2 protein-coding genes are annotated in these 1,908 nt (G+C 50.8%); one reads left to right on the top strand and one right to left on the bottom strand.

Features of this window, described 5'->3' with window-relative positions:
- Positions 1 to 263: hypothetical protein (locus tag AC2VLY_RS14985; protein WP_486922549.1), on the bottom strand; the 263-nt coding region annotated here is incomplete at its 3' end.
- Positions 264 to 520: 257 nt separating this feature from the next.
- Between AC2VLY_RS14985 and AC2VLY_RS14980 the strand changes: the two genes are divergently transcribed.
- Positions 521 to 1,908 (top strand): tetratricopeptide repeat protein (locus tag AC2VLY_RS14980; RefSeq protein ID WP_486891743.1); only part of this gene is annotated, 1,388 nt, incomplete at its 3' end.

Genomic DNA, 1,908 nt, shown 5'->3' with positions numbered 1-1,908 from the left:
ACCACCTCCAGCGCCCCTACATCCAGAAAAGCCGCTTCCACCATCGCCGATTCTTTCTCGTCAAAACCATAAAATTCACAGGAGATGACATCCTTCTCGGCAAAAACAGCGGGGCTGCACCGTAAAGGCTGCTGCAGCAGTTTTTGCAGCGCTGCATAGTAATCAGGATGATCCGCATGCTTTTCCATCCCGGCCTCGCGAATACTGGAAATGGCTTCCCTGGCGGCATTTTCATCGGCGAATAAAACTTTAAGGGCAAACATGAACACTCCTATTATTTAACGGGAACAGTAATAAACAAAACAACGACATCGCAACAATTAAACAGGCCGAAACGAAAATCTACTGCAAACAGTATATCACGCATTACTTTTTCTGAAATTATCTATCCTTTCCACATTGTTATCCGAACACGTTTAAACTATTATTCGAAATTATCAATAACCGCTAATTTTGTCTTTTTCTGGCAGTTAGTTACACATACCAATGATCTATCAGGCCGATTATACAGAGAAAATATATGACGCAACATAAAATCAGTTCCCGAACCCTATGGATAGTCATCACATTACTGCTGGCACTCATCGCATTTGCGGCATGGTCTTTCAGCACCAGACAAGGCACAACAGCCCATTCGGCCAAGACCAATAACAGCCACTTATCCAAATCCACAAATGACACCGGGAGATCATCCCCATCCGCAGCTCCAGATCACTCCGGGGCTTTGGGCACCTCGATTACTGCTGCATCGACCAGCCCCGCACCAAGCACTACTACCGTCCCGGTCATCCATTTGTCCCATGTTCTGCCCGGTCTGGGAAATGACGCAGAAAACTATGCCAGCACACTGGAGTATTCGGCTCTGGGCCAGAGTTTTCGCAAAAATTGTCAGGATAAGGAAATAGCCATTCATAATGCCCTGCAATCCGGAAATACGGTTCAGGCTGCAACCCTGCAGAAGCAATATGAAAGCTGGAAACAAAAACAGCGCAACGACGCGCTCAGCAGGGCCAATCAGGCCTATTCGGCAGAAGACTGGTCTGCAGCCGTCACCGACTACCAAAAACGTATTGCCCTCGGAGACAGTTCCGACCCGCGAATCTGGTGGCATCTGGCCAATGCCCTGCAAAAGCGGGATCGGAGCTCTGCAAAAGAGACTAAATATGCTGCCTATCTGGCTTATGATCGTAATATCTACAGCCAGAAACCGCATGTCACTCTCCTGCTTCCGACTTTGCAGCTTCTGCAGAAAGCACTGGCTGCAGAGGACGATCATCTCGGTGAAATCCATCTGCTCGAGGCCATGTATCGCGCTTATCCCGGCAATGCGCAAGTGGCTGGCGACCTGAAAAAAACCGTAATGCACTACGGTTTCAAGATTCAGAAAGTTACACCCGATACCAACCAGTTCCCCACCCGTACCTGCGTCCAGTTTACGGCACCACTCTCCGAGGCCCCGGATTTTCATGCCAGCAACTGGGTGACTTTTTCGCCTGCCCAGGCGCATGTCGCCGTGGTTCGCGAAAATGGCGGCATCTGCATCAGCGGCCTGCCCGCTGGCAGCAGTACCCAGATGCATATCCGTGCGGGTCTGCCCGCCATTGCCGGCGCTGTTCTGGCCAAGGCACAAACAGTCACATTGACCCTGCCCAACCGTTCTCCCAGCATCATCACCGATACCGGGCGCTTCATTATCCCGGCATCACTGCCCCCCGCCGTAGGTTTTTCCAGTATCAATATTTCCAGAGTTAAACTGAAAATCAATCGGGTACCAGAACGTGCCTTGCTGGCTTTTGTGGCCAACCACCCACTGCTGAACCAGGACGAGAGCGAATCCACCCTGAACAACCAGAACAGCCTGACGATTTGGCAAGGCAGCGCGGATATTCCGCATTTCAGCGCCAACCG

The organism is Acidithiobacillus sp. TH-A36, from assembly GCF_057473445.1.
This window is presented reverse-complemented; position numbering and strand designations above follow the sequence as displayed.